A 23,525-nucleotide genomic window follows, 5' to 3' on the forward strand; every position below is an offset into this window, starting at 1 on the left:
GCCCATGACCCCGCAACAACAGCTCGAACTCGAAGCCGCCGCGTTCCGGCGCCTGGTCGACCACCTGCAAAAACGCACCGATGTGCAGAACATCGACCTGATGAACCTGTCCGGCTTCTGCCGCAACTGCCTGTCCAAGTGGTACAAGGCCGCTGCCGACGAGCGCCAGGTCGATGTCAGCCTGGATGACGCCCGCGAAGCGGTGTACGGCATGCCCTACGCCGAGTGGAAAGCCCAATACCAGAAAGAAGCCAGCGCCGAACAACACGCGGCGTTCGAAAAAGGAAAACCTCGTGACTGATCTGAACACCCTGCGCGCCAGCCTGAAAAGCGGCGAACACGTCTTTGCCGATACCTTGGCGTTCATCGCCGCCCACTACAGCTATCAGCCACAGGCCTTCAACAACGGCGGCGTGGAAAATGCCGCCGGGCAGAACGAAGGCTCGTGCAAGACCCTGGGGCTGGCGCTGCTGGAGGGCTTGAGCGATGAAGAGGCCCTGTTGGCCTTTGGTGAGCATTATCGCGATGTGGTGGCCACGCCTGAGGGCAGCGACCATGGCAATATCCGTGCGCTGATCGCGCATGGCCTGGCTGGGGTGAAGTTCACCGGGCAGCCACTTTCGCGTAAGGCTTGAGCGTGCTGGGGCCGCTTTGCGGCCCTCTTCGCGACGCGAGGCCGCGCCTACAAACGTTACCCGATCCCTGTTATTTGATGACCGTCCCCGGCACCTCTTCGGGCAAGCCGCCCTGCTGCAACCACGCCAAGGCAATCGGCCACAGGCTGCCCCGAAAGCGGTCATGGAAAAACGCAAAATGGCCAATTTTCTCGACCGAGATATCCACAGGTGCAATACGCAGGTGCTGACGCTCAGCCCCCTGCAGGTACCCTAGCAATCGCTCTGTAGCCGCCACGGTGCCAAACGGGTCATCGGTCAGGCTGATTGCCAGCGTCGCCCCCCGCACCTGTGCAAACGGCACCCCCTGCAACCGGCGCCCGCTTGGCCGGTGCTCATAGCGTGGCGTACGGGTCGTCCAGTCGTGCACCACCCCGGCCGGCGTGTCTTCCATCCAGCCCAGGCGCTTGCCGGGGAAGTAGCCGAACGCACGGGTCAGCAAAGGCATCACCAGATGCCATTTACCGAACAGCCGCCAACGCTGATCAGCGGCGTAATCGCGCCAGTAGGCGAATTGCGCACCCACCATCACCACCCGCCTGACCTGCCCGGCAGACGGTGCCAACCCCACCGCGCAACCGCCGAAGCTATGCCCCACCACGTCCACCGGTTGCCCGGGAAACGCCTGCGCGGCGTGGGCCAGCATGGCTTCGAAGTCCAGCCGGCCCCAGTCGCTCCAGGACGCCTGGAAGCCACGCAGTGACGGCGGCCGTGATTCGCCGATGCCTCGGTAATCGTAGGTCAGCACATCGCAGCCATGGGCGAACAGGTAGTCGGCAAAGCGGGCGTAATAGCGGCAACGCACAGAGGTGGCGGCGTTGATGATCACCAGCGGGCGCAGGGGGTTGGGCTGGGCGTGGCGCCAGCAGAAGCCGCCGAGGCTGTAGCCGTCGGCTGCGGTGTGGCGAAAGGCGGTGGCCGGTTGGGTGAGGCTGCTCATGGCGCGCGTCCTGTTGTAGTGCGCCAACGCTAGCAAAAAAATCGGGGGCTGTACCGGCCTCTTCGCGGGGCAAGCCCGCTCCCACAGGATCCCCATTGAGCCAAAGCCTTGTGGAGCACCGGTGGGAGCGGGCTTGCCCGGCGAAGAGGGCGGTACAGCCCCCTCATGTTTCAGCCGTGCTTACAGCTCGATGCAGTCGAACTTCACATCGGTGGCCACGTCTTCGTCGTAGTCGACGTCAGCGCGCTCGAAGCCGAACAGGTTGAGGAACTGCTTCTTGTAACCGGCATAGTCGGTCAGCTCGAACAGGTTCTCGGTGGTGACTTGCGGCCACATGGCCTTGCAGGCGTCCTGCACGTCATCACGCAGCTCCCAGTCGTCCAGGCGCAGGCGGCTCTTCTCGTCGACTGCGGCCGGGGCACCGTCTGCACGGTACAGGCGATCACGGAACATGCGGTCCAACTGGTCCTGGGTACCCTCGTGAACACCCTTCTCCTGCATGATCTTGAAGACCATCGACAGGTACAACGGCATCACCGGAATGGCCGAGCTGGCCTGGGTGACCACCGACTTCAGCACGGCCACATTGGCGCCGCCCTTGATTTCGCCGGCCAGTTTCTGGTCAAGGCGCAGCGCGGTTTCGTCCAGGTCCTGCTTGGCCTTGCCCAGGGCACCGTGCCAGTAGATCGGCCAGGTGATCTCGGTACCGATGTAGCTGAAGGCCACGGTGCGGGCGCCTTCGGACAGCACGTCGGCACCGGCCAGGGCATCGATCCACAGCTGCCAGTCCTGGCCACCCATGACGGTGACGGTGTCAGCGATTTCCTGCTCGGAAGCCGGCTCGATGCTGGCCTCGATGATGGTGTCCTTGTTGGTGTCGATGGCGGTCGACTTGTAAGGCTGGCCGATAGGCTTGAGCGCCGAGCGAATCACTTCACCGGTTTGCGGCAGCTTGCGCACGGGGGAGGCCAGGGAGTAGATGACCAGGTCGACCTTGCCACCCATTTCGTTCTTGATCAGCTCGATGACCTTGGCACGGGCCTCATCGGAGAACGCATCACCGTTGATCGACTTGCTGTACAGGCCTTCGGCCTTGGCAAACTTGTCGAAGGCGGCGGAGTTGTACCAGCCCGCAGTACCGGCCTTGGTCTCGGTACCTGCTTTTTCGAAGAACACGCCCAGGGTGTCGGCCTTGAAGCCGAACGCTGCGGTGATGCGGGCCGCCAGGCCGTAGCCGCTGGAAGCACCAATCACCAGGACCTTCTTCGGGCCATCCTCGCGCACGCCCAGCTTGCGGGTGGCTTCGATCTGGTCACGGACGTTGAGCTCGCAGCCCTTCGGATGGGTCGTGGTGCAGATGAAACCGCGGACCTTAGGATGAATGATGGCCAATGTCTGTACCTCGTCAGGTTTATGCCAGGGAAGCGCCGCCACGGGCGATTCCGATTGATCAGAGGGTGAGACTACCCCCGCCGGTTATCCGACACATATTACGGGGTGATTGGGGGTATACAAAACCCAGGTTGCCGCCGAGTACCGCTTTCAGCCACTGCAGAAACGGCTGCGCCAGTGGATCGTCCTGTTGCACTAACACGCAACGCGCCATGCCTGGCGCACAACTAAAAAGGGCCAGCCAAATGGCCAGCCCTATTGCTTTCAACCGCCTGGTCAGGCCGCCTTGTGCTTCACAGTGATATCAATTTCCAGATTTGCGCTGGCCAGCATGTTCACCAGAGCATCCAGGGAAAATTTGTCGATTTTCCCATTCAGCAGCTCGCTCAAACGCGGCTGTGTTACGTGCAGCTGACGTGCTGCATCTTTCTGTGGGAGGTCCCAAGACTTAACTGTCTTGGTAAGGATACGCATTAGCTTTGCGCGTACCCGAAGGTTCTCGGCGTCTTCTGGCGAGTCAACCAACGCGTCCCACACGGAGGTAGTGCGTTCGTTTGCCATTTTATATGTCCCTCTGTTACGGATTAGGTTGTTTCTTGCACAAAGCAATTCGTAAGTTTCACCGCCCAGCCTACAGGCTCTACTGTGTGGGATTTTGAAGAGCGTCGGGGCATCGAGCGCCATTGCGGCAGGGGGTGACGGCATCTATTGCGCGACCCATCAGTGCCCGGCGGTGTAGGTGGCCGCGAGCGTAAAACGCTCACTGATCTTCCGGTAATCGTCTCCGGCCGGTGATCATCGACAAGGGCAGGTTCTCGCCCAGGCGCAGGCTTTCGACGATGGCTGCCAATACATGCACGCAGACCAACGCCAGCACCGCGTCGGCCAGAAAGCTGTGCAGGCTCATCGGCCAGTCGGCGCCCCACAGGGCGTCGACCTCTTGCGACGCCCAACCGGTCAGGCCCAGGCCCGCGATGCCGGTGAGCATCAGCAGCATCACCAGGGCGCCGATCGGCGAATGCCCCAGGCGATGGTAGGGCTGCCCGCTTATCAGCGCGCGGGCGTGGGCGGCCAGGCGTGCCGGGGTCGGCCAGAAGTCGGCCCAGCGCGCGCTTTGCGGCCCGACGAAGCCCCAGACCAGGCGCAACATCACGCACGCCAACCCGTAATAGCCCAGCCACTGGTGCCAGTCGTCGCCCTCTTCATTGAAAAAATAATCCGCGAAGAACACCGTGGCCAACGACAGGTGGCACAGCCGCAGGAGCGGGTCCCACAGCTGTACCGTGCGGCGGGCCTTCAATCGTGGTACTCGGTCTTGACCGCCTTGCCGCTGACCGGGTCATGGTAGATCTCGATCTTGCGGCCATCCTTGTCGAAACCATAGATTTCGTAGCAGTTGCCTTTAGTGACCTTGAACTTGCTGATCTTGTAGCCCTGATCCTTGAGCTGGACCTGGAACTTGCCCGGGTCTTGCCAGGTGCTTTTGTCTGCAGTGGTGCACTGGGTGGCGGCGAATGCTGTGCTGCTGCCGATCAGGAGGGTAAGAGCGATCAAGATGCGCATGGCCATGAGCTCCGTTGCGTTGAGTGAAACAGCACGACATCCAGCTTAGACCCAGGGTCAGCGCCTTGCCTGCTGGGCCGGCATCATTCATTTGCTTTCCAGAACAATCACAAAGAAAAACAAACTTAACAAATGAACCAAACCCGCCGATGCTGACAACATCCTGCCCTCGCGGCGCCCACCCTTGCACGGAGAACAACAACATGAACGACGTGGTCATCGTCGCCGCCACCCGTACCGCCATCGGCAGCTTCCAGGGCGCCTTGGCCACAGTGCCCGCCGTCGACCTCGGCGCAGCCGTGATCAAGCGCCTGCTGGAACAGACCCAACTGGACCCTGCCCTGGTCGACGAAGTGATCCTCGGCCAGGTACTCACCGCCGGCGCCGGCCAGAACCCAGCCCGCCAGGCCGCGATCAAGGCCGGCCTGCCCTACAGCGTGCCCGCGCTGACGCTCAACAAGGTCTGCGGCTCGGGCCTCAAGGCCCTGCACCTGGCCGCCCAGGCTATTCGTTGCGGTGACGCCGAGGTGGTGATTGCCGGCGGCCAGGAAAACATGAGCCTGGCCCCCTACGTCATGCCTTCGGCCCGCACCGGCCAGCGCATGGGCCACGGTCAACTGGTCGACAGCATGATCACCGACGGCCTGTGGGACGCCTTCAACGACTACCACATGGGCATTACCGCCGAGAACCTGGTGGACAAGTACGGCCTCAGCCGTGAACAACAGGACGCCTTCGCCGCCGAGTCCCAGCGCAAGGCCGTGGCCGCGATCGAGGCCGGCCGATTCAGGGACGAGATCACGCCGATCGTGATGCCGCAGAAAAAGGGCGAGCCCACGGTCTTCGAGCGCGACGAACAACCCCGCCCAGGTACCACTGCCGAGTCTCTGGGCAAGTTGCGCGCAGCCTTCAAGAAAGAGGGCAGCGTGACGGCCGGCAATGCTTCCAGCCTCAATGATGGCGCCGCTGCCGTATTGCTGATGAGTGCCGCCAAGGCCAAGGCCCTGGGCTTGCCGGTGCTGGCGAAGATCGCGGCCTATGCAAGTGCGGGCGTGGACCCGGCGATCATGGGTATTGGCCCGGTTTCGGCTACCCAACGCTGCCTGGACAAGGCGGGCTGGCAGCTGGCGGACCTGGACCTGATCGAAGCCAACGAGGCCTTTGCCGCACAGGCGTTGGCGGTGGGCAAGGCCCTGGAATGGGATGCGGCGCGGGTCAATGTGAATGGCGGGGCGATTGCCCTGGGCCACCCGATTGGTGCGTCGGGGTGCCGGGTGCTGGTGACCCTGTTGCACGAGATGATCAAGCGAGATGCCAAGAAAGGGCTCGCCACGTTGTGCATTGGTGGTGGCCAGGGGGTAGCGCTGGCGATCGAGCGTTGATCCGTCATTGATGCCTGCAGGCTCGGCCCCTTCGCGAACAAACCCGCGAAGAGGCCGGGCTGGTTACTCAGAAGCGCTCATCGGCAATCGCTGGCAGTGTCAGCTCACGCACATAACTGGCCGCCGACAGTTCCAGCATCGTGCGCACCATCAGCACCACATCGTGCAGCGGAATCAGCCCCCCTTCCCCGCGCGCCGCGGCTTCTGCCACTGGCACATCCAAGCCATCCTCGGTGTTCAGGTAGCCCAGGTTCAGGCACGTCACACCAAGCCCCTGCTCGCGATACCCTTCACGCAAGGCTTCGGCAATACCGCGCAGGGCGAACTTGGACGCGGCAAAGGTCACTTCAGGGCGCCCGCTTTGCGGCAGACCCGAGGTGGAACCGGTAAGCAGGATCCGTGGCTTTTCGCTTTCGAGCAGCATCGGCAGCAAGCGCTTGATCAGCAGGATGGTGGCCGTGATGTTGCAGTCGACCATGCCTTGCAGTTCGGCATCGCGGTCGGCAAGAAAGCTGTAGTGCTCGGCAAACGCCTCGGCTTCCCACAGCCCGAGGTTGTAGATGAGGGTATCCACGCCACCGCCCGCCAGCGCCTGGGCAATGGCCTCGACGGCGGCGGCCGGCTGAGCGAGGTCGGCCGCGATCCACTGCACCTCGACATCCTTGCTGGCCACCACCCGCTCGGGGCGCGAGCGGGCCACGCCGATCAGCGTATCACCCGGTTTGCCCAGCCCTTCCATGAAGGCCTTGCCCAGCCCCTTGCTGGCGCCGACTACCAGAACTCTCATCGCATCATTCCCTGTCGATTACATTTCGAGCCGGCATTATAAGCACCCGTAGCGGCCCGATGATCAAGCCGTGGCGCGCAACGCGCGGGCAGCCTCTGGCGCGTCGAGCGCTTTGCTCAACGCGGCCACTTCCTGGCACTTCTGCACGGCGAAGGCCAACCCGCCTTTGCGCTCGGCGTCGAGCTGGTCTTCACAGGCCAGCCCCAATGGGTTGTGCAACAGCGAGCAGGACGGCGCGACCCACAGGCGGTCACCCAGGCGTTCGGCCGCGTGCTGCAACACAGCCAGGGCTTTTTCCAGGTCGCAGGCCGAGACACTAGAGCCGTCGACCAGGCCCAACGACAGGATCTTGTAAGCCGGCAGGCGGTCGAGCAGGGTCGGGTACTGGTCTGGCGCACGCACCAGGTCGATGTGCAGGCCATCGACGGGCAGGTTCGCCGCCAGGCCCAGGTTTTCTTCGAGGCCCCCAAAGTAGGTGGCGATCAGTTTCTTCAGCGGCGCACGTTGCAGGATGTTGTAAACGCGCTCGTAGGCGTTTTTCCAGTCTTGCGGCAAATCCAGCACCAGGATCGGCTCGTCGATCTGCACCCATTCAACGCCCTGTGCGGCCAGGCGGTTGAAGATTTCGTCGTACAGCGGCAACAACCGGTCGACCAGCTCCAACTTGTCGACGTCGGCGCCTTGGGCCTTGCCCAGCCACAGATAGGTCAGCGGGCCGATCAGCACAGGTTTGACCGCATGGCCCAGGGCCTTGGCTTCTTCGACCTCTTCGAACAGCTGCTCCCAGCTCAGGGCAAACTGTTGGTCGGCGGTGAATTCCGGTACCCGGTAGTGATAGTTGCTGTCGAACCAGCGGGCCATTTCCTGGGCGTGGGCACCGCCGCTGTCGCTGCGCTCGGTCGTGCCTCGCGCCATGGCGACCAAGGTTTGCAAAGTAGGCTTGGCACCATCGTGGCTGCGAAAGCGCTGCGGGACGACACCGAAGGTCAGCGAATGGGTCAGCACCTGGTCGTGCCAGGCGAAATCGCCCACCGGCAGCAGCTCGATGCCGGCGTCCTTTTGCACCTGCCAATGGCTGGCACGCAGCGCGCGGCCCACAGCGCGCAGGCCGGCTTCGTCGAGTTCACCTTGCAAGAAGGCTTCCTGGGCTTTTTTCAGATCGCGATCATGGCCGATGCGTTGAAAGCCCAGGGAATGTGCCAGTGCCATGTCTCGTGCCTCAGAATGTCTAAATGAATATGGGCATTTTCGGGACCAACGAGCGCTGAGACAAACTCATTTAATTTGATATGAAATCAAGATTTACTCATGTTGATGTGTCCACCTGCATGTCTCGTTCAGAGCAGCACCCTACGCATCCGGACATGACCCCATCGGCCCTTTGCCGCACAATGCCACCCTGCCCCAACCCGGTGCCCGATCCATGAGCCTGCTAAAAACGGCGCTGCACGAAAAAACCTTCGTCTGCGTCATGGAGTTCGTCCCCAAGCCCTCGGCGGAACGTTTCGCCGCCATGGAAGCGATCATGGCCCGTGCGCACCTGTGTGGCTGGCCGATGACCCTGGCCATCGGTGATCGCGTCGGCAGCCCACTGGACCTGTCGCCCCTGGACGCCCTCGCCAGCTTCAGCTCACCCGTGCCTGCCCTGCCGCACTTTTCTGGCAAGGACCGCGAACGGCACCACTTGCTGGCGCAACTGCAACGCATGGATGCCGACGGGCTTGACCAACTGCTGCTGCTCACTGGCGACCGCCTGCCTGGGCATCAACCCGCAGAGCGCCCGGTGCGCTACCTGGAATCGGTGGCCGCCCTGCAGCTCGCGCGCCAGGCTTGCCCACACTGGTTGCTCGGTGCCGCGCTCAACCCATTCAAGTACTGCGAGGAAGAAGGCGGCGCGCAGTACTTCAAGGCCGAGAAAAAACTGGCTGCGGGCGCCGACTTTCTGACCCTGCAACTGGGCTTCGATGCCAGCAAGCACCAGGAAGCCCAAACCTGGATGAACCGCCAGCCGCACCCGAAACCCTTGCTGGCCTGCCTGATGAGCCTTACCCATGGCCGCGCCGCAATGCTCGATCACGTGGCTGGCGTGACGGTCACGCCGTCCATGCGCGACATGCTCGAAGCGGAAGCAGCCGTGTCCAAGGCCCACGCCCAGGCGCGCAGCGTCGACCGGCTGGCGCTGCAGGTGATTGGTGTAAAACTGATGGGCTACGCCGGGGTGCACGTGTCGGGCATTCACGAACTCAAGCAGCTGTTGGCCCTGGAACAACGCATCGAACACTGGCAAGCGCAGATCCACTCACTGGAACAGTGGGCGCCAGCCTGGGCGGCCAGTTGGCAGGTGCCCGGCCTGCCTGCCGTGGTCTTTCATCCGCCGTCAGCGAGCTGGCGCCAGGGCGAGTCGAAGGTCAGCGCGTCGAACAAAGAGAAGGCGCGGTACCACCTGCTGCACGCGTCCCATGCCTTGCTGTTCAGCCGCAGCAACTGGCTGAGCCAGGCATTCGGCTGGGCCGTTCGCCAACCGTTGTGGGCAACAGCCCGCGGTGCGCGCGTGCTGCACGGGGTGGAGCGTGCGCTGAAGCGACCGCTGGTGGGCTGCGACACCTGCGGCCGCTGCCGCCTCGAAGACACCCTCTACATCTGCCCGGAAACCTGCCCCAAGGGCCTGGCCAACGGCCCCTGCGGCGGTACCTCGCTGAACCGCTGCGAATTCGGCGACCGCGAATGCATCCACAGCGTCAAGTACCGCACCGCCAAGGCCGTGCGGCAGACGGCTGTGCTCACCGAGCGGCTGATCCCGTGCATCGAAGTGCAAACCCGCCACCGCAGTTCATGGCCGGCCTGGTTCGCGGCCCAGGCACCTCACCGGCTCAAGCCCTGCTCAAAGCCTCGAACCCAGCCCGAATCGTAGCCTCGGGCAGGTCATCGGCAATGAACACCAGCACGCTTTCGCGGGCCTCGCCTGCTGCCCATTCGGCATCCCAGTCAAAGCCGTAGAGCTTGAGCACGCCCTGAAACACCAGGCGACGATCGTCCCCGGCAATGTTCAGCACGCCCTTGTAACGCAGCAATTGCTTGCCGTGGGTTTCCAGCAGCGCGTTCATGAAGTCGCTGAGGCGGTCGATGTCCAGCGGGGTGTCGGTGCGCAACACCAAGGTCGAGATACGGTCCGGGGTGGCCGGCTTGAGCACCGGGCGCAGGGCCGGCTTGAGGCTGGCGCCCAGGTCGCTATTGAGGTTGAAACCGCGCACATCGAGTAGTTCGGCCAGGTCGATGCGCCCCTGTTCGACCACACGAATGGCGGCACGGCCGTTGATGCGCGACAGGCGCTCGCGCAGGGCATCCACCGCCGCAGGTTCGACCAGGTCGGTCTTGCTCAGCAGCAGGCGGTCGGCAAACCCGACCTGGGCCTGGGCAATGGCCTGGGTCAGGTGCAGCTCGGCATGGGCGGCGTCGACCAGGGTGATGATGCCGTCGAGGATGTAGCGATCACGCAGGTCCTCGTCGATGAAAAAGGTCTGCGCAACCGGTGCAGGGTCGGCAAGCCCGGTGCATTCGATCACCAGGCGGTCGAAGGCGATCTCGCCGGCGTCCAGGCGCTCCAGCAGCAGGTACAGGGCGCGGGTGAGGTCGCCATGGATGCTGCAGCACACGCAGCCGTTGGCCAGGGTCATGACCTGCACCGGCTCGTCGCCCAGCAGCTGGCTGTCGATACCGGCCTCGCTGAACTCGTTCTCGATCACGGCGATCTTCAGGCCGTGCTCGGCCTTGAGCATGTGCTTGAGCAAGGTGGTCTTGCCGGCACCCAGAAAGCCGGTCAGTACGGTGACGGGAATAGGCGATTGCACGCAAAAAGCTCCTGAAGCTGAAAATGAATGTGGGAGCCCGGCTGCCCGGGCTCCCACAGGTTCACAGGTGTTGCAGGCTCAACAGCACTTGGGCCCGGACTTGCCACCGTAACGCGCTTCCTGGCGTTCACGGAAGAACGCCTCGTAGCTCATCACCGGTTTGTCCGGGTGCTTGTTCTGCATGTGTTCGACATAGTTGTCGTAGTCGGGCATGCCGACCATCAGGCGGGCTGCCTGCCCCAGGTACTTACCCAGTCGACCCAGGTCGTTGAACATAGCTGCAGTCCTCTCGTTTACGCGTCAGGCAGCGCCTGGAACGGGGTTTCCTTGTCGGTGCGTTCCTTGCGGCCCCAGGCGGCGTAGCCGACCTTGATGGCGAAGAACAGGATGCTGAACACCACCAGCAGGAACAGAATCGTCAGGCCCGCGTTGGTGTAGGCGTTGTAGATCACGTGCTGCATCTGCCCGATGTCCTTGGCCGGGGCCAGTACCTGGCCGGCGTCCAGCGCAGTGCTGTACTTCTTGGCCAGGGCCAGGAAGCCAACGGCCGGGTTCGGGTCGAACAGCTTGATCAGGCCTGCGGCAGTGGTACAGATCAGCAGCCACACGGCCGGCACCAGGGTGACCCAGATGTAGCGCTGACGCTTCATCTTGATCAGCACCACAGTACCGAGCATCAAGGCGATACCGGCCAGCATCTGGTTGGAGATGCCAAACAGCGGCCACAAGGTGTTGATGCCACCCAGCGGGTCGATCACGCCCTGGTACAGCAGATAACCCCACATTGCCACGCAGCCAGCGGTGGCGAGCAGGTTGGCACCCCACGATTCGGTGCGTTTGAGCGCCGGCACGAAGCTGCCCAGCAGGTCCTGCAGCATGAAGCGCCCGGCACGGGTACCGGCGTCCACGGCGGTGAGGATGAACAGGGCTTCGAACAGGATCGCGAAGTGGTACCAGAAGGCCATGGTGTTCTCACCCGGCAGCACCTGGTGAAGGATCTGCGCGATACCCACCGCCAACGTTGGCGCACCACCGGCACGGGCCAGCACGGTGTGCTCGCCAATGTCGCGGGCGACCGCTTCGAGCTGCTCAGGGGTGATCAGGAAGCCCCAACTGCTGACCGTCTGCGCCACCGTAGCAACGTCGGCGCCAACCACCGCAGCCGGGCTGTTCATGGCGAAGTACACGCCAGGCTCGATCACCGAGGCGGCGACCATGGCCATGATGGCGACGAACGACTCCATCAGCATGCCGCCGTAGCCGATGTAACGGGCGTTGGTTTCGTTATCCAGCAGCTTGGGCGTGGTGCCCGAGGAGATCAGCGCGTGGAAGCCCGATACCGCACCGCAGGCGATGGTGATGAACAGGAACGGGAACAATGTGCCCTTCCAGACCGGCCCAGTACCGTCGGTGAACTGGGTCAGGGCCGGCATTTTCAGCTCTGGCGCGATGATCAGGATACCGATGGCCAGGCCAACAATGGTGCCGATCTTGAGGAAGGTCGACAGGTAGTCACGCGGTGCCAGCACCAGCCATACCGGCAGTACGGCAGCGACGAAGCCATAACCCACCAGCATCCAGGTGATCTGCACGCCGGTGAAGGTGAACGCCGGGCCCCAGACCGGGTCCGCAGCGATCACGCCGCCCAGCCAGATCGACGCCAGCAGCAGCACCACGCCGACCACCGAAATCTCGCCGATGCGGCCCGGGCGGATATAGCGCATGTAAATGCCCATGAACATCGCGATCGGAATGGTCGCCATCACCGTGAACATGCCCCATGGGCTCTCGGCCAGGGCCTTGACCACGATCAGCGCCAGCACCGCGAGGATGATGATCATGATCAGGAAGCAACCGAACAGGGCGATGGTGCCCGGGATCCGGCCCATTTCCTCGCGCACCATGTCGCCCAGCGAGCGACCGTTGCGGCGGGTAGACATGAACAGGACCATGAAGTCCTGCACCGCACCGGCCAGCACAACGCCGGCGATCAGCCAGAGCGTGCCGGGCAGGTAGCCCATTTGCGCGGCAAGTACCGGGCCCACCAGTGGGCCGGCGCCGGCAATAGCGGCGAAGTGGTGGCCGAACAGGATGTGCTTGTTGGTCGGGACGTAGTCCAGGCCATCGTTGTTGAGCACCGCCGGGGTGGCTCGGCGCGGGTCGAGTTGCATCACCTTGGTGGCGATGAACAGGCTGTAGTAGCGGTAGGCGACCAGGTAGATGGCCACTGCCGCGACCACGATCCACAAGGCGTTGATCGCCTCGCCGCGACGCAGGGCGACAACACCCAGCGCGCAGGCTCCTATGACCGCCAACGCCAGCCACGGGATGTGGCGTAGCAGGCTGTTATTGTTGTTCATGGCATGCTTCCAGCTAAGTGGTTGGAATAGACAGCCCCTTGAGTCTAGGGCCTGCTTGACGGCTTTACCATCCCGATTTGGCGCTCAGCCACTGACCAGCACGCGCTCTAGCACGCTGCTACCCGAACTACCCGCAGTCCGTGGCGACAACGTTACTTCGGCTGACCTGTCATTTCTGCCAGTTGTCCAGGGTGGCAACTGCGCATTAAATGATCAGGCAAACCAGTCGCCACGATATGACTCACGGTGCGCAAACGCTCGAACCGTGCGTCGATCAGTTGATAACCAGCAAGCAGGGACAGATGATGACTCAGGATAAGAGTAAATCCACGCGTGACTCAGGCTCAATCGAACCCACCCATGGCTCGATCTCAAAGCCCAAGTCCCGAGCGACCTTCGCTGAGGAAAGAGACGCTGAAGTTGCCTGAGCGCGACGGTTATCAAGTGCTGCTTGGGGTATGGGAAATTGCCGAGACAGATAAAGCCTTCTATCAGGTGGTTGACCTGAATTTCGTCTCCAACTAAGGGTGGCACCGGGCGACGCCCGCAGACGGTACCTTGTCGCTCGCCCTCAGGCAGAAAAGGCCATGGCTGGTCTATAGTCAGAACATCTGACGAGGGGCCCGCCATGACCACTTCTTCCAACAATCGCCGACGCTTCCAGCGCATAGACTTCGACGCCCCCACCGAACTGCGCCAGGGTGACCGCCGCTGGCCGGTCAAACTGCTTGACCTGTCGCTCAAGGGCCTGCTGGTCGAGCGCCCCCAGCCGTGGAATGCCGACCTCTCACAGGACTTCGATGCGGTCATCCATCTTGACCCGCATACCCACGTGCGGATGCAGGTGGAGCTTCGTCATGAAGAAGCACAGCGCCTGGGCTTCGTCTGCCTCTACATCGACCTCGATTCGATGAGCCATTTGCACCGTCTTGTAGAACTGAACGTGGCCGACAGCACCGAAATGATGCGTGAGCTGCGAGAACTCATCGAATAATGGGATCTCTTAGCTAGCTAACATCCTTCCCACCTAGCGTTTCCTGTCTACCCAGACAGCTTTAAGCCTGGGTAGCAGCTCTTTGTACACACCCCTCTAATACAGCCTTTCATGACTTGGTACGCGTTCTGCATTGGGATTCAGGCCACCCTGAAGCCGGGCTTGTTCGCGCTCCGATCAAAATATTGTATACAATTCTTGTAGCAATCAATTGTAGGAAGTGTCTACAGTAGCGGCACAACAATAAACGCAGAGAGCCTGCTCCATGACTACGTCCCCTAGCACGTCTCCCGCCAAGCGCCCCGAGGATGAAAACCTCGGCCTTGGGGCCAACCTGGCCTATGGTCTGCAGCATGTGTTGACCATGTATGGAGGGATCGTTGCGGTACCCCTGATCCTGGGGCAGGCCGCGGGCCTGAATGGTGCCGAAATCGGCATGCTGATCGCCGCGTCATTGTTTGCCGGTGGCCTGGCCACCTTGCTGCAGACGCTTGGCCTGCCATTCTTCGGTTGCCAGTTGCCGCTGGTGCAGGGCGTATCGTTCGCCGGCGTGGCAACCATGGGCGCCATTCTCAGCAGCGAAGGCGGTGGTGGCCTGCCGGGTGTGCTGGGTGCGGTCATGGCGGCTTCGTTCATCGGCTTCCTGATCACGCCGGTGTTCTCGCGGATCACCAAGTATTTCCCACCGCTGGTAACCGGCATCGTCATCACCACCATCGGTTTGACCCTAATGCCGGTGGCCGCACGCTGGGTGATGGGCGGCAACAGTGCTTCGCCGGAGTTCGGCAGCGTGGCCAACATCGGCCTGGCGGCACTGACCTTCGCCATCGTGCTGCTGCTGAGCAAACTGGGCAGCGCGACCATCTCGCGCCTGTCGATTCTCCTGGCCATGGTGTTTGGCACCCTGATCGCCTGGGCGCTGGGCATGACCGACTTCAGCAAGGTCACCCAAGGCCCGATGTTCGCCTTCCCCACGCCGTTCCATTTCGGCATGCCGGAATTCCACATCGCCGCGATCCTGTCGATGTGCATCGTGATCATGGTGACCCTGGTGGAAACCTCGGCCGACATTCTCGCGGTGGGCGACATCATTGAAACCAAGGTCGACTCCAAGCGCCTGGGCAATGGCCTGCGTGCCGACATGGCGTCGAGCATCCTGGCACCGATCTTCGGCTCGTTCACCCAGAGCGCCTTCGCCCAGAACGTCGGCCTGGTGGCCGTGACCGGAGTCAAGAGCCGCTACGTGGTGGCCACCGGTGGCGTCATTCTGGTGGTGCTCGGCTTGCTGCCGGTCATGGGCCGGGTAATTGCCGCCGTGCCAACCCCGGTATTGGGCGGCGCGGGGATCGTGCTGTTCGGCACCGTGGCAGCCAGCGGTATCCGTACCCTGTCCAAGGTCAGCTACAAGAACAACGTCAACCTGATCATCGTCGCCGCTTCGCTGGGCTTCGGCATGATCCCGATTGCCGCACCGACCTTCTACCACCACTTCCCGAACTGGTTCGAGACCATCTTCCACTCGGGCATCAGCTCGGCGGCGATCATGGCGATTCTGCTGAACCTGATCTTCAACCACTTCACCACTGGCAACTCGGACCAGCAGTCGGTATTTGCCGCAGCCTACGAACGCACCATCCAGTATTCGGACATTTCTGCACTGCGCGATGGCGATTACTTCAAGGATGGCAAGCTGTTCGATGCCGAGGGTATTGAAGTGCCGATGCTGGAGCTGGACGAGCATGGCAACGAGGCGCCCAGGCGCAGCCCGGTTGCCGAGCATTGACCGCTGATTGAGCGGTTAAGCAAGGGGAGCCGATGCGCATCGTCGGCTCCCCTTTTTGTTTGCCTTTACAGGCAATACATCACTCGAACAGGGCATCCAAAGCCTGTTCCAGCCGGGTCACGGCGATCACCTGCAACCCTGCCGGCGGCTCCTTGGGCGCATTGCCCTTGGGCACGATGGCCCGCTTGAAGCCATGCTTGGCCGCCTCTTTCAGCCGCTCTTGGCCACTGGGCACCGGCCGCACCTCGCCCGACAAGCCAATCTCGCCAAACACCAGCAACCCATGGGCCAACGGCCGGTTGCGCAGGCTGGACATCACCGCCGCCAACAAAGCCAGGTCAGAAGCCGTCTCCAGCACTTTCACACCGCCCACCACGTTGAGGAACACATCCTGGTCGTGGGTAGGAATGCCGCCATGGCGGTGCAGTACTGCCAGCAACATGGCCAGGCGGTTCTGGTCCAGGCCCAGGGTCACCCGGCGCGGGTTGGCCAGGTGGCTGTCATCGACCAGCGCCTGCACCTCGACCAGCATCGGCCGAGTGCCCTCCCAGGTGGCCATCACCACACTGCCCGGCACCTCTTCCTGGGTGCGATTGAGGAAGATCGCCGAAGGGTTCGAAACCTCCTTGAGGCCGCGGTCGGTCATGCCGAACACGCCCAGTTCGTTGACCGCACCAAAGCGGTTTTTCACCGCCCGCAGCAGGCGCAGGCGGCCATCGGACTCGCCCTCGAAATACAGCACGGTGTCGACCATGTGCTCCAGCACCCGCGGCCCGGCCAGCGAGCCTTCCTTGGTGACGTGGCCCACCAGGAAGATGGCCGTGCCGCTCTGCTTGGCGTAACGCACCAGCAACGCCGTGCTCTCGCGCACCTGGGCCACGCCACCGGGCGCTGATTGCAGCTGTTCGGTGAAAATGGTCTGGATCGAGTCGATGACCATGACTCGGGGCTTTTCCTGGCGAGCCGTGGCGATGATGGTCTCGATACAGGTTTCGGTCATCACCTTGAGCTGGTCCTGGGGCAGGCCCAGGCGGCGCGAGCGCATCGCCACCTGCTGTTGCGACTCTTCGCCGGTGACATACAGCGCAGGCATGTGCACGGCAATGTTGCACAGGGTCTGCAACAGAATGGTCGACTTGCCGATACCCGGGTCACCGCCGATCAGCACCACCGAGCCATCGACCAAACCGCCACCCAGCACGCGGTCCAGTTCGCTGCTGCTGGTGGTGAAGCGCGGGATCTCTTCCACGCTGACTTCGGCCAGGGTCTTGATCTGCGCCTGTTGCCCGGTCCAGCCGGCACGGCCACTGCTGGGTGCCGCCGCCCCGCCGCTCTCGATCATGGTTTCGACCAGGGTGTTCCAGGCCCCGCATTCGCCGCACTGGCCGGCCCATTTGGGGAAGGTCGCGCCGCATTCGGTGCAGCCATACAAGCGCTTGGCCTTGGCCATGGGCGGTTTCTCCTGGAAAAAACCGCCATGATAGCCGAGCGAGACGTGTCTCGAACGCTTCGGCGTGCGACAAAACTATTCGTTCTAACCGCAGTCACTACCCCTGAACACAACGCATGAAGCGTTTTAGTGGCTTACACTGCGTTAACCTCACCATTTGTTACAAAGGAATCGAACATGGGCATGATCAGTGAGTTCAAGGCCTTCGCGGTCAAAGGCAACGTCGTCGACATGGCGGTCGGTATCATCATCGGCGCGGCCTTCGGCAAGATCGTCTCGTCCTTCGTGGGTGACGTAGTCATGCCACCACTGGGCCTGTTGATCGGTGGCGTGGACTTCAGCGACCTGGCCATTACCTTGAAGGCTGCAGAAGGCGACGTTCCGGCAGTAATGCTGGCCTACGGCAAGTTCATCCAGACCGTGATCGACTTCTTGATCGTTGCGTTCGCCATCTTCATGGGCGTGAAGGCGATCAACCGCCTGAAGCGCGAAGAGGCCGTGGCACCGAGCGCGCCACCCGTGCCAAGTGCCGAAGAGACGTTGCTGACCGAAATCCGCGACCTGCTCAAGACGCAGAACCAGAACCGCCTGCCTTGAAGGTGCCGGGGCCGCGTTGCGGCCCCCGTGTCACCAGTAGTTTTCTACCGCCACCTGCCCTGGCCGCTTGCTCAGGCTCAACTGCAGATCACGCGCCTTGAGCACCTTGCGCGTTTCATCGATCATCTCCGGGTTGCCGCAGAGCATCACGCGTGAATGCTCGGGCGACAGCGCAAGCCCCGCCGCCTTCTCCAGCTCACCGTTCTCGATCAACGTGGTAATGCGTGCATTCAACGCGCCCGGATGCTGCTCACGGGTCACTATCGGGATGAACTGCAATTTGCCGGCGTGCTCTGCCAGGTAGTCGCGCTGCTCCAACTCGGCGATTTCCTTCACGTAGGCCAGCTCCTTCGCTTCGCGCACCGAGTACACCAGCTTGATGCTGTCGAAACGCTCCCAGGCCTCGAAGTCCTGGAGGATGGACATGAACGGTGCAATGCCGGTGCCGGTGGCCAGCAACCACAGGTCGCGGCCGCCAATGAAGCGATCAAGTGTCAAAAAGCCAAAGGCCTGCCGATCGATCAGCAGGCTGTCACCCTCGCCCAGCCGGCTCAGCTCGCTGGTGAACTCCCCGCCGGGCACCACGATCGAGAAGAAGTCGAGGTACTCGTCATGGGGCGCGCTGACCATGGAATAGGCGCGCCACACCACACTGCCATCGGCCTTGGTCACCCCGAGACGAGCAAACTGGCCGGCCCGGAAGCGAAAGCCCGAATCGCGTGTTACCCGCAGGCTGAAGAGGTTCGGCGTCAGTGGCTGAACATCGAGCAGGGTCTGGCGGGTGAACTTTTCGGCGCTGGCAGTCATATCGGGCTCCAAGGTTGACGTGCGCACAGTGTCGCGCAAAGCGGCCTGGATAAAAACCACCCGTTTGTAAGGCCTCACCACCTCGATGCTGCCGATGTCGCAGACAAACATGATCGCTATAACAAAAAATTCCCAACGCTTTGGTAGGTTTTTCCTACAATGATGCGGGTATGCAAACGGATTGGATCCTGTTGCCCCATCCATAGGAGCGTTACGGATGCCTCACTGGAAACCCGAGCATCTCCATCAATTTGTCAGCGAGCGGTGCCCGCGCAAGTTGTTCAACATCGCTGTGCATCTGGTGCAAGACTTGGGTATGGAACACTTGGGGCTGAACATTCGCATCCAGATTGCCACGCAGACACCCCGGCTTTACCTCTACAGCAATTACCCAAGCGAATGGATCGAGCGCTATCAGCGCGATGATTTCTACAAGCAAGACCCGGCCGCACGCTTGAGCCATGGCCAGACCACACCTGTATTGTGGACCGACGAACTGTATTGCGAGGCCCCGCAATTTCGCGAGGCTGCCTGCCAGCACGGGCTGCGTCATGGTTGGACACAGTCGCTGCACGACCTGCAGCACAATGAAAGCCAAGTCAGCGTCGCCAGGCCAGCAGGCCAGATTGCAATCAACGAACTCTACGAAAAAGCCGCCAGCGTGCAGTGGCTGTGCCACACCCTGCACTCGGTACTGTGCGAGCACCACCTGGACGCGCTCTGCCCGCCTCAGCCGAAAATGAGCGAGCGGGAGCTGGAAGTGCTGAGGTGGTCAGCTGCAGGCAAGACCGCCGCCGACGTTGCCTCCATCCTGTCGCTGTCACAAAGTACGGTCAACTTCCATATCCGCAGCGTGATCACCAAAACCAACGCCTCCAACAAGGCAGGCGCCATCGCCATAGCCGCCCTGCGTGGGTGGATCTGATAGCCACCCCTGCGACTACCGGCAAAGCCCTGTAGAATGGCGCGGCAAAGCCCGTGGCGATCCGCAACGGGCAGATTCGTACCCGAGCCAGACGCCATGCCCTTGTTGACCACCCCCTACGCCGAACTCGACCTGATCCGCCAGCCGGACCAGGCCAACGAACCTCTGCAGGCATTCGACGCCGCTGACGAGTACCTGCTCGCGCACTTGCATGAGCAGGCGCCTGACGCCAGCTGCCGGGTATTGGTGCTCAATGACAGCTTCGGTGCCCTGGCCGCCAGCCTGGCCGGGCAGCTTGCAGTGACCAGCAGTGGCGATTCGCACCTGGCGCACCTGGCCTTGGAAAAAAACCTCGCGCGCAACGGCAAGCCGTTCGACAGCGTGCCGTTCGTACCGGCCAGCGAACCGTGGCAGGGTCCGTTCGACCGGGTGCTGGTACGCGTGCCCAAGACCCTGGCCTTGCTCGAGGAGCAACTCATTCGTCTGCAGGGCCACCTGGCGCCCGGCGCGCAGGTGATTGCCGGGGCGATGATCAAGCACCTGCCCCGTGCCGCCGGTGAGCTGATGGAAAAGTACATCGGCCCGGTTCAGGCCTCGCTGGCGCAAAAGAAGGCCCGACTGCTGACGGCCACCGTTGCCGACCGCCCGGCCGCGCGCTCGCCCTACCCTAGCCGCTATCAGCTCGAAACGCCGGCCCTTGAGCTGCTCAACCACGCCAACGTGTTCTGCCGCGATGGCCTGGATATCGGCACCCGTGCCTTTCTCCCGCACCTGCCGCGCAACCTGGGCCAGGCCCGTGTTGCCGACCTTGGCTGCGGCAACGGCGTCCTGGCGATCGCCAGCGCACTGGCCAACCCCGAGGCGCATTACACGCTGGTCGACGAGTCGTACATGGCGGTGCAATCGGCGCGGGAAAACTGGCAGGCGGCACTGGGCGAGCGCCCGGCATTGATGCTGGCGGCCGATGGTTTGGCGGGGGTGGAAAAGCAGTCGCTGGACGTGGTGCTGTGCAATCCGCCGTTCCACCAGCAACAGGTGGTGGGCGACTTCCTCGCCTGGCGCATGTTCCAGCAGGCCCGGGAGGCACTGATGGTGGGCGGTGCGTTGTATATCGTCGGTAACCGTCACCTGGGTTACCACAGCAAGCTGGCGCGGCTGTTCCGAGGGGTGGAACAGGTGGCGGCGACGCCGAAGTTCGTGATTCTCAAGGCCCGCAAGTAAGTGGCTGGGGCCGCTTGGCGGCCCCAGCCCCTTTAATGGGTAGTCAGGCCGGCTGCCCCCATGAACAGCCGCATTACCCAGGCCGCCACCCCCAGGGCCGCCACGCTCATCGCCCAGATCAGCACCAGCCAACCCAGCCGCTGCCACAAGGGCTTTTTCTCTTCTACACCATGCTTGCCGGTCATCATGCGGCCCTCCTAGTGATAGCCGTCTTCGTGAGTCACCTTGCCGCGGAACACGTAGTAGCTCCAGAAGGTATAGCCAAGGATGAACGGCAGGATGAACAACGTCCCCACCAGCATGAACCCTTGGCTCTGCGGCGGCGCCGCTGCGTCCCAGATCGAGATCGACGGCGGGATGATGTTCGGCCACACACTGATACCCAGGCCGCTATAGCCGAGGAACACCAGCACCAGGGTCAGCAGGAACGGCGTGTAGTTGGCATTGCGCGCGACTGCCTTGAGCAACCCGTAGAAGGTCACCAGCACCAGGATCGGCACCGGCATGAACCAGATCAGGTTGGGCATGCTGAACCAGCGATCGGCAATCTGCGGGTAGGCGAGCGGCGTCCACAGGCTGACGATGCCGATCACCACCAGCAGCACCAGCGCCAGCGGCCTTGCCAGGTCATGCATCTGCAGCTGCAGCGGCCCCTCGGTCTTCATGATCAGCCAGGTGCAGCCCAGCAGGGTGTAGGCGACGATCAGGCCCAGGCCGCTGAACAGGCTGAACGGGGTCAGCCAGTCGAGCGTGCCACCGGCATAGTGGCGGTCGACCACCTTGAAGCCCTCGATGAACGCGCCCAGGGCAACCCCCTGGAAGAAGGTGGCGATCAGCGAACCCCAGATGAACGCCTTGTCCCAGATGTGGCGCTTGTCGTCCTTGGCCTTGAAGCGGAACTCGAAGGCCACGCCACGGAAGATCAGCCCGATCAGCATGAGTATTAGCGGCAGGTACAAGGCTTCGAGCACCACCGAATAGGCCATCGGGAAGGCCCCGAACAGCCCGGCGCCGCCCAGCACCAGCCAGGTCTCGTTGCCGTCCCATACCGGGGCGACGGTGTTCATCATCACATCACGGTCACGCTCGCCCTTGACGAAGGGGAAGAGCATGCCGATGCCCAAGTCGAAACCATCCATCACCACGTACATCATGACGCCGAAGATGATGATCACGGCCCAGATCAGCGGAAGGTCGATACCCATGGCTCAGTTCCCCTTGCTCAGGCTGGCAGTGTCGGCCTCATGGCCATCATCGGCGGCGGACAACGGCCGCGCCGGCGTGCGTTTCTGGCCTGGGCCACCCGGGTTGGGTTCATCACCCTCGCCCGTCTGCGGCCCTTTGCGCACCAGGCGCATCATGTAGCCAAGGCCGGTGCCGAACAGCGCGAAGTACACCACCACGAACGCCACCAGGGTAAAGCCGAGCTGCGCATAACTGTGGTTGGACACCCCTTCGGAGGTGCGCATCAGGCCATACACCACCCACGGCTGGCGGCCGATTTCGGTGGTGAACCAACCCGCAAGGATGGCGACAAGGCCAGAGGGGCCCATCCACAAGGTCAGGTACAGGAACGGCCTGGAGCTGTAGAGCGTGCCGCGCTTGCGCAGCCACAGGCTCCACAGGCCAACGAAGATCATCAGCAAGCCCAGCCCGACCATGACCCGGAACGACCAGAACACGATGGTCGAGTTAGGCCGGTCCGCCGCCGGGAATTCCTTCATCGCCGGCACTTGCTTGTCCAGGCTGTGAGTCAGGATCAGGCTGCCAAGCGCTGGGATCTCGACCTTGAAGCGCGTGGTCTCGGCTTTCATGTCGGGGATGCCGAACAGGATCAGCGGGGTCGGCTCGCCCGGCACGTTCTCCCAATGGCCTTCGATGGCCGCGATCTTCACGGGCTGGTGCTTGAGCGTGTTGAGGCCGTGGAAGTCACCGATCACCGCCTGGACCGGCGCGACGATCAGCGCCATCCACATGGCCATCGACAGCATCTTGCGCACGGCCGGGTTGTCACGCCCGCGCAGCAGGTGCCAGGCCGCCGATGCACCGACGAAGAAGGCGGTGGCGACGAACGCGGCGGTGGCCATGTGCATCAACCGGTAGGGGAACGAGGGGTTGAAGATCACTGCCAGCCAGTCCACCGGCACGACCCGGCCATCGATGATTTCGTGGCCTTGCGGGGTCTGCATCCAGCTGTTGGACGCCAGAATCCAGAAGGTCGAGACCAGCGTGCCAAGCGCCACCATGACCGTGGCGAAGAAGTGCAGGCCACGGCCCACACGGTTCCAGCCAAACAGCATGACACCCAGGAAGCCTGCCTCGAGGAAGAACGCCGTCAGCACCTCATAGGTCAGCAAGGGGCCGGTGACGGCGCCGGCAAAATCGGAGAAGCGGCTCCAGTTGGTGCCGAACTGATAGGCCATGACCAGGCCAGAGACCACGCCCATGCCGAAGTTGACGGCGAAGATCTTCGACCAGAAGTGGTAAAGGTCACGGTAGACCTGGTGGTGGGTCCGCAGCCAAAGGCCTTCAAGGACCGCCAGATAGCTCGCCAGACCAATGGTGATGGCCGGGAACAGGATGTGAAAGGACACGGTAAACGCAAACTGGATTCGGGCGAGATCTAGGGCCTCTAAACCGAACATAGTGCTTCCTCTTCAGATAATCCGGCGTTCGGGCTCGTGGCCTTTGCGCCTACTGCCCCCACGGTATCGAGTGCGGCGAGTTTGAATTGTTCTGTGCAATCGCAGGGATTCCGGCCCAAGGGCCACATCGTTGCCGGTTCGTTGCAAATACAACGAT

24 protein-coding genes and 1 pseudogene are annotated in these 23,525 nt (G+C 62.6%); 10 read left to right on the forward strand and 15 right to left on the reverse strand.

The window, feature by feature from the left end; translation table 11 throughout:
* Positions 1 to 4 precede the first annotated feature (4 nt).
* Positions 5 to 301: a DUF1244 domain-containing protein gene (locus PC358_RS23870; RefSeq protein WP_033702921.1), complete on the forward strand. Its 297-nt coding sequence runs from the start codon at positions 5 to 7 to the stop codon at positions 299 to 301.
* The gene (locus tag PC358_RS23875) at positions 294 to 635 is read left to right on the forward strand and encodes a HopJ type III effector protein (RefSeq protein WP_033702922.1); all 342 of its coding nucleotides are present in this window, start codon (positions 294 to 296) and stop codon (positions 633 to 635) included. The genes PC358_RS23870 and PC358_RS23875 overlap by 8 nt, the downstream gene beginning before the upstream one ends.
* 70 nt (positions 636 to 705) lie before the next feature.
* On the opposite strand, the gene PC358_RS23880 is transcribed toward PC358_RS23875, so the two are convergent.
* The 5 genes from PC358_RS23880 to PC358_RS23900 all read right to left on the reverse strand — a co-directional run bounded on the left by PC358_RS23880 (position 706) and on the right by PC358_RS23900 (position 4,569).
* Positions 706 to 1,614: an alpha/beta hydrolase family protein gene (locus tag PC358_RS23880; RefSeq protein ID WP_033702923.1), complete on the reverse strand. Its 909-nt coding sequence runs from the start codon at positions 1,612 to 1,614 to the stop codon at positions 706 to 708.
* A 180-nt stretch (positions 1,615 to 1,794) separates the two neighbouring features.
* The gene (gene fabV / locus PC358_RS23885) at positions 1,795 to 3,006 is read right to left on the reverse strand and encodes an enoyl-ACP reductase FabV (RefSeq protein WP_033702924.1); all 1,212 of its coding nucleotides are present in this window, start codon (positions 3,004 to 3,006) and stop codon (positions 1,795 to 1,797) included.
* 276 nt (positions 3,007 to 3,282) lie between these two features.
* Complete coding sequence (locus PC358_RS23890; RefSeq protein ID WP_033702926.1) at positions 3,283 to 3,567, reverse strand: helix-turn-helix domain-containing protein; 285 nt, start codon at positions 3,565 to 3,567, stop codon at positions 3,283 to 3,285.
* A gap of 199 nt (positions 3,568 to 3,766) precedes the next feature.
* A complete protein-coding gene (locus PC358_RS23895) occupies positions 3,767 to 4,306 on the reverse strand; it encodes a cytochrome b/b6 domain-containing protein (RefSeq protein WP_033702928.1) in 540 nt (179 codons plus the stop codon).
* Positions 4,303 to 4,569, reverse strand: coding sequence for a PepSY domain-containing protein (locus PC358_RS23900; RefSeq protein ID WP_033703013.1), 267 nt, complete (start codon positions 4,567 to 4,569; stop codon positions 4,303 to 4,305). The genes PC358_RS23895 and PC358_RS23900 overlap by 4 nt, the downstream gene beginning before the upstream one ends.
* Before the next feature lie 203 nt (positions 4,570 to 4,772).
* Here PC358_RS23900 and PC358_RS23905 point away from each other — a divergent pair, with 203 nt between their 5' ends.
* Positions 4,773 to 5,951, forward strand: coding sequence for an acetyl-CoA C-acetyltransferase (locus PC358_RS23905; RefSeq protein WP_033702929.1), 1,179 nt, complete (start codon positions 4,773 to 4,775; stop codon positions 5,949 to 5,951).
* Between the two features lie 67 nt (positions 5,952 to 6,018).
* Here PC358_RS23905 and PC358_RS23910 read toward each other — a convergent pair whose 3' ends face one another.
* Positions 6,019 to 6,738 carry an SDR family NAD(P)-dependent oxidoreductase gene (locus PC358_RS23910; protein ID WP_033702930.1) on the reverse strand — a complete coding sequence of 240 codons (720 nt, stop codon included), beginning with the start codon at positions 6,736 to 6,738 and terminating at the stop codon, positions 6,019 to 6,021.
* Positions 6,739 to 6,810: 72 nt separating this feature from the next.
* Positions 6,811 to 7,947: pseudogene (locus PC358_RS23915) on the reverse strand (5-methyltetrahydropteroyltriglutamate--homocysteine S-methyltransferase); the annotation flags it as partial.
* Between the two features lie 214 nt (positions 7,948 to 8,161).
* Here PC358_RS23915 and PC358_RS23920 point away from each other — a divergent pair.
* Complete coding sequence (locus tag PC358_RS23920; protein ID WP_033702932.1) at positions 8,162 to 9,649, forward strand: methylenetetrahydrofolate reductase C-terminal domain-containing protein; 1,488 nt, start codon at positions 8,162 to 8,164, stop codon at positions 9,647 to 9,649.
* On the opposite strand, the gene yjiA is transcribed toward PC358_RS23920, so the two are convergent.
* The 3 genes from yjiA to PC358_RS23935 all read right to left on the reverse strand — a co-directional run bounded on the left by yjiA (position 9,609) and on the right by PC358_RS23935 (position 12,946).
* Positions 9,609 to 10,586: a GTPase gene (gene yjiA, locus PC358_RS23925; RefSeq protein ID WP_033702933.1), complete on the reverse strand. Its 978-nt coding sequence runs from the start codon at positions 10,584 to 10,586 to the stop codon at positions 9,609 to 9,611. The two genes, PC358_RS23920 and yjiA, sit on opposite strands and share 41 nt — an antisense overlap.
* Positions 10,587 to 10,664: 78 nt before the next feature.
* Entirely contained in the window at positions 10,665 to 10,862 is a 198-nt protein-coding gene (locus PC358_RS23930) for a YbdD/YjiX family protein (protein ID WP_027595234.1), read from the reverse strand.
* 17 nt (positions 10,863 to 10,879) lie between these two features.
* Positions 10,880 to 12,946: a carbon starvation CstA family protein gene (locus PC358_RS23935; RefSeq protein WP_033702935.1), complete on the reverse strand. Its 2,067-nt coding sequence runs from the start codon at positions 12,944 to 12,946 to the stop codon at positions 10,880 to 10,882.
* Between the two features lie 360 nt (positions 12,947 to 13,306).
* Here PC358_RS23935 and PC358_RS27430 point away from each other — a divergent pair, with 360 nt between their 5' ends.
* From PC358_RS27430 to PC358_RS23950, 3 genes are all read left to right on the forward strand, one after another.
* Complete coding sequence (locus tag PC358_RS27430) at positions 13,307 to 13,471, forward strand: lytic polysaccharide monooxygenase (RefSeq protein WP_081874771.1); 165 nt, start codon at positions 13,307 to 13,309, stop codon at positions 13,469 to 13,471.
* 103 nt (positions 13,472 to 13,574) lie between these two features.
* A complete protein-coding gene (locus PC358_RS23945; protein WP_033702937.1) occupies positions 13,575 to 13,940 on the forward strand; it encodes a PilZ domain-containing protein in 366 nt (121 codons plus the stop codon).
* A gap of 265 nt (positions 13,941 to 14,205) precedes the next feature.
* A complete protein-coding gene (locus tag PC358_RS23950) occupies positions 14,206 to 15,723 on the forward strand; it encodes a nucleobase:cation symporter-2 family protein (protein WP_033702938.1) in 1,518 nt (505 codons plus the stop codon).
* A 79-nt stretch (positions 15,724 to 15,802) separates the two neighbouring features.
* Here PC358_RS23950 and radA read toward each other — a convergent pair whose 3' ends face one another.
* Positions 15,803 to 17,173 (reverse strand): DNA repair protein RadA, encoded by a 1,371-nt coding sequence (radA, locus tag PC358_RS23955; protein ID WP_033702939.1) that lies wholly within the window; start codon positions 17,171 to 17,173, stop codon positions 15,803 to 15,805.
* Positions 17,174 to 17,350: 177 nt separating this feature from the next.
* Between radA and mscL the strand changes: the two genes are divergently transcribed.
* On the forward strand, positions 17,351 to 17,770 hold the full coding sequence (gene mscL / locus PC358_RS23960; RefSeq protein ID WP_033702940.1) for a large-conductance mechanosensitive channel protein MscL: 420 nt from the start codon (positions 17,351 to 17,353) through the stop codon (positions 17,768 to 17,770).
* 30 nt (positions 17,771 to 17,800) lie between these two features.
* On the opposite strand, the gene PC358_RS23965 is transcribed toward mscL, so the two are convergent.
* Positions 17,801 to 18,577, reverse strand: a complete 777-nt coding sequence (locus PC358_RS23965) for a ferredoxin--NADP reductase (protein ID WP_033703015.1) — start codon at positions 18,575 to 18,577, stop codon at positions 17,801 to 17,803.
* 217 nt (positions 18,578 to 18,794) lie between these two features.
* Between PC358_RS23965 and PC358_RS23970 the strand changes: the two genes are divergently transcribed.
* Both PC358_RS23970 and PC358_RS23975 read left to right on the forward strand, forming a co-directional pair.
* Entirely contained in the window at positions 18,795 to 19,502 is a 708-nt protein-coding gene (locus PC358_RS23970) for an autoinducer binding domain-containing protein (RefSeq protein ID WP_033702941.1), read from the forward strand.
* Between the two features lie 96 nt (positions 19,503 to 19,598).
* Positions 19,599 to 20,723, forward strand: a complete 1,125-nt coding sequence (locus PC358_RS23975) for a methyltransferase (protein ID WP_033702942.1) — start codon at positions 19,599 to 19,601, stop codon at positions 20,721 to 20,723.
* A gap of 32 nt (positions 20,724 to 20,755) precedes the next feature.
* Here PC358_RS23975 and PC358_RS23980 read toward each other — a convergent pair whose 3' ends face one another.
* The 3 genes from PC358_RS23980 to PC358_RS23990 are packed head-to-tail and all read right to left on the reverse strand — an operon-like array spanning position 20,756 to position 23,368.
* Complete coding sequence (locus PC358_RS23980) at positions 20,756 to 20,911, reverse strand: DUF2474 domain-containing protein (RefSeq protein WP_033702943.1); 156 nt, start codon at positions 20,909 to 20,911, stop codon at positions 20,756 to 20,758.
* Between the two features lie 9 nt (positions 20,912 to 20,920).
* Positions 20,921 to 21,928: a cytochrome d ubiquinol oxidase subunit II gene (gene cydB / locus PC358_RS23985; RefSeq protein ID WP_033702944.1), complete on the reverse strand. Its 1,008-nt coding sequence runs from the start codon at positions 21,926 to 21,928 to the stop codon at positions 20,921 to 20,923.
* Positions 21,929 to 21,931: 3 nt separating this feature from the next.
* Positions 21,932 to 23,368: a cytochrome ubiquinol oxidase subunit I gene (locus tag PC358_RS23990; protein WP_033702945.1), complete on the reverse strand. Its 1,437-nt coding sequence runs from the start codon at positions 23,366 to 23,368 to the stop codon at positions 21,932 to 21,934.
* Between the last annotated feature and the right edge of the window lie 157 nt (positions 23,369 to 23,525).

The organism is Pseudomonas capeferrum (genome assembly GCF_000731675.1).
GTDB classification, from domain to species: domain Bacteria; phylum Pseudomonadota; class Gammaproteobacteria; order Pseudomonadales; family Pseudomonadaceae; genus Aquipseudomonas; species Aquipseudomonas capeferrum.